Here is a 3,887-nt window from a genome sequence, read left to right on the forward strand (position 1 = left end):
CGAGTCGCCGACCCTGGACCTGCCCTGAATCTGCCGTACACCGGAGAACGCCATGGAACAGAAACGTCCTTCCATTCCGATGCAGGTGCAGGCGTTCCGCCGTCGGCACTGGCGGCCCAGCTGGCCTTGGACAGTGGCCGCAGCGCTGGTTGCACTGCTGCTGATCTGGCTCGTGTCCCGTTGGCCCGGGCAGTCCACGCCTCAGACTTCAGCGCCAGTCAGCGAGACGCAGGTGGCTGGGCCTCCGTGTCAGATGGGCAATCCGGAAGGACGCTTCACGCTGACGCTCTACGCGGACCTCGAATGCCCGTTCTGCCGGTCCTATTTCCCAGTGCTCAAGCGTTGGGTGGCCGGCAATGCGGACGTGGCCTTGCAATGGCATCACCTCCCGTTGGCAGCGCATGAGCCGGCCGCGTCCGCGGAAGCGCGCCTGGCGGAATGCGCGGGCCAAGCCAGCGGTCATGCCGCCTTCTGGCAGGCCGTCGAGTGGGTATATGCCCACACGCGCAGCGACGGTCAGGGCTTGCCCGAGGACCTGCGCTACCCCGACCTTACGCCACCCATCGAGCAGTGCATCGCGAGCGAGCGGCCCGACGCGGCGATTCGCGCCCAAACTGCGGAAGCCACGAACAGCGGCGTGACCGCCACGCCGTCGCTGCGGCTACACGATCGCGAAACCGGCAAGGCTATCCTGCTGCAGGGTCCGATCGAGGGCGATGCCTTGCTGTCGGCCATGGACATGCTCGCGGCCCGCGATCCCGCCGCCACACCTACATCGGAAATGCCTGCCGACGTCGTCGGCGACATGCCCAGGTAGCCCCGGTCTTCAAGGCTACGGCGCAGTCCGCTGCGCTGACCGCAACCCGTTCGCCTCGCATCCTGGCCGCGAACGATCACCGCTCCCGCGGTGATGGATGCACCTTGTTCGTTCCCCAGGAGGGCTTGCCCTCCCCGGGCGCGCGCCCTCCGATCTCACCATTTGGAGGTTCGCCATGTCTTTCGTCGTCAATGACTCCTGCCTGGAGTCGCTTTCCGCCATCGCTGCCCAGCACGAGGACTGGATCATCCAGCAAGCCATTGCACTGCTGGAGAAGCGGGTTTTCAAAGCGGGTCCGAAACTCCTCGACCCCACGGCCGTGCGCGACTACCTGCACGTGAAGCTGGTGGCCGAGCCCAACGAAATATTCGTCGCTGTATTCCTTGACAGCATGCATCAGGTGCTGGCCTACGAGCCGTTGTTCAGGGGCACGATCAACTCGACTTCGGTCTATCCGCGTGTCGTCGTACAGCGTGTGCTGGAATTGAATGCCGCTGCGGTGGTCTTCGCACATCAGCACCCCTCGGGCATGTCCGAGCCGTCGATCGCGGATCGCGTGCTGACCCAGCAACTGCAGGCCGCGCTGGCGCTCATCGATGTGCGGGTACTGGACCACATCATCGTCGGCCAGGGTGCCCCGTTCTCCTTTGCGGAGTCCGGCCTGCTGTAAGTGTTGCACTGCTTCGTTGATCAGCGCGGAGGCTTCGGCCTCCGCTTTTTCTTCGCGGCGACACAAGCAGGTATGCGGGGTGGCCGCGATGCGCATTGTTTGTTGGGACCGCATGGGGTTCGGCGGTTGACTATGGCCCTGATCAACTTCCGGGGCGCATGACATGCCAGCAGCTTTTACCCGGTTCGCACCAGGCTGGCGAACCCTTGGCCTGGCCGTGGCGCTGCCGGCGTCCCTGGCGGTGTTCAGCCCGGTCACCTTCGCCGCCGACGTGGTGGTCGTCACCGACGGCCACCACCCGGTCAAGACCATGGGCGGCGAAAGGCTGATCGAGCTGGATGAAGCGCCGCGCATCGAGGCCGAGCTTTCGGCGAATCTGCCCACCGACCCCGACCAGGCGACAGCCCTGGTCAAGCGTCGGCTGACCCAGGGAGGCACTGACCTTCAGCGGCGCATCGCGACGGCCTACCAGGGCGTGACGGACGCATGGAGCCTGGGCATCACCGCCGTCCCGGCCGTCGTGGTGGACCAGCGCTATGTGGTCTATGGCGAGCCGGACGTGGCCCGCGCCATCGCGCGGATCGAACAGCACCGGAGGACCGAACCGTGATCCACCCATTCGACCTTCTGCGCCGCATGCGAGCTGCTGTCGCGTCCGTGCTGCTGCTTAGCGCCACGGGCAGCTACGCCCTGAACACGGCAACCATCGTGGGTTCAGTGGCTTCGCCCGATTGCCTGGAATACCGGGTGGTGGGTATCTGCTACTGGCTCTATTGCACCTGGACCGGCTGCACGGTGCGTACCTCCGTCAAGGTCAGGCACTACATCCCCGATGCAGTGGTGTCGTCGTACTCGAACACCGGCGAGAACCCCTGGGTTGAAGTGCGCGCCATGAGCACGCCCAATCCTTCGGCCCAGGCCGGCGGGGACGGCACCACGAACGAGGATCATGAAAACAACCTCGCCAAATTCAAGAACAGCGATGTTATCGGCCATCCCGGCGGCGAGGTGTTCAACCAGTTCGCCTCGTCCTCCGGCTACTTCTGCCAAGGCGCGGGCACGGCCTTCATGCCGTATCTGCTCAGCACCCTGGACACGCTGGCCTGGCGCTACAACGTGCCCGAGATGGCCTACCCGGAGGCGTTGATTCCGGGCATGCGTGAGGTCGGTGCGCGCACCACGATGAACCTCTGGGGCAATGTCTATCCACGCGGTGGCTTCCTGCACCAGACCGACGACCACAAATCCGGGGCGGTGGTGGCCCAGCGCGCGGGCGATGTCGTCACGCGCCGCGGGCAGTTGCACGTGTACCAGCCACTGCTCGCCAACGCCCGTGACGGCTACTGGCCGGCCGGGGCGCTGGTCGAAGGCGATACCTCCACCGGGAAGTGGCAGGAGCTGACCCCTCGTCTGTCGAACACCTGCGTGGTCTTCCCCCACAGCGGCACGCTGACCCAGGCCCAGCAAGGCGACTACGCCTGGGCGCTGTGGCGGCCGTATGCCTGCTGCGAACGCCGCGGGCAGGTGTTCCTGGGCAGCGTCGATTTCCTCTGAGGTGCCACGATGAAGCGTCCTGAACCGATGAACCTTTCCGCCAAGACGTGCTACTTGCTGCGCCCGACGGCGCTGGCCGGCACGCTCGCTCTGGTCTGCGGCCTGGCGTGGGCGCAGGTCGGATACCAGAACAGCGGCCCCGTCATTGGCGATGACGTCATGTACTCGATCGGAGGCGGCAGCGCGGTGTCCATGGGCCGCGCGGCTGGCATGCGCTCCATCGGGGTCGGCTTGGGGTGGAACAGCAACCTGATCTGCGGCGACATGAGCATCCAGACCACGCTGCGCAACCAGCTCAACGGCATCACGAACGGCTTCCAGCAGATCATGAGCAACGTGATCCAGAGTGCCACCAGCGCGGTGGCGTCCCTGCCGGCGCTGATCATTCAGCGCGCCGATCCCGGCCTGTACAACCTGCTGACCAACGGCGTGCTGCAGGCGCGGCTGGACTTCGACCGCTCCAAGCTGACGTGCCGCGCGATGGCCGAGAAGATGGCCGAGACGGCGGGCGGCCAGCTTGGCTGGAGCCAGATGGCCGAAGGCATGGCCCTGCGTGACGCGGTTGGCAGCAACGATGCCGTTTCGGCCGTCGAGCAGGCTGAGACGCGCCGCGGCAACGACGGCGTTCCCTGGGTGGGCGGCAGCAATGCCGGTGGCGCAGGCCAGTCCGCCATTCGGGTGGTCGGCGACGTCACCCGCGCGGGCTACAACCTGGTCAACGGGCGCGGCGTGACGGACACATCCTCCATCGCGCCCGCCAGTTGCGCGAGCCTGTCCTGCCAGACCTGGACGTCGCCGCAGCAGGCGACCGAATGGGCCACCCGGGTCCTCGGGGAACAGGTGCAG

Annotated in this window: 5 protein-coding genes; all 5 read left to right on the forward strand. The window is 66.3% G+C overall.

Annotation, left to right across the window (positions count from 1 at the left end; genetic code table 11):
- The first annotated feature begins 52 nt into the window (after positions 1-52).
- Positions 53-817, forward strand: coding sequence for a DsbA family protein (locus HNR75_RS15315; protein ID WP_188027817.1), 765 nt, complete (start codon positions 53-55; stop codon positions 815-817).
- 175 nt (positions 818-992) lie between these two features.
- Positions 993-1,487, forward strand: a complete 495-nt coding sequence (radC, locus tag HNR75_RS15320) for a RadC family protein (RefSeq protein ID WP_009518518.1) — start codon at positions 993-995, stop codon at positions 1,485-1,487.
- 163 nt (positions 1,488-1,650) lie between these two features.
- On the forward strand, positions 1,651-2,097 hold the full coding sequence (locus HNR75_RS15325; RefSeq protein ID WP_009518519.1) for a TIGR03757 family integrating conjugative element protein: 447 nt from the start codon (positions 1,651-1,653) through the stop codon (positions 2,095-2,097).
- Positions 2,094-3,041, forward strand: a complete 948-nt coding sequence (locus HNR75_RS15330) for a TIGR03756 family integrating conjugative element protein (protein ID WP_009518520.1) — start codon at positions 2,094-2,096, stop codon at positions 3,039-3,041. The genes HNR75_RS15325 and HNR75_RS15330 overlap by 4 nt, the downstream gene beginning before the upstream one ends.
- 9 nt (positions 3,042-3,050) lie before the next feature.
- Positions 3,051-3,887 (forward strand): integrating conjugative element protein (locus tag HNR75_RS15335; protein ID WP_188027818.1); only part of this gene is annotated, 837 nt, incomplete at its 3' end.

Source organism: Tolumonas osonensis (assembly GCF_014202415.1).
In the GTDB taxonomy this organism is placed as follows: Bacteria; Pseudomonadota; Gammaproteobacteria; order Enterobacterales; family Aeromonadaceae; genus Tolumonas; species Tolumonas osonensis.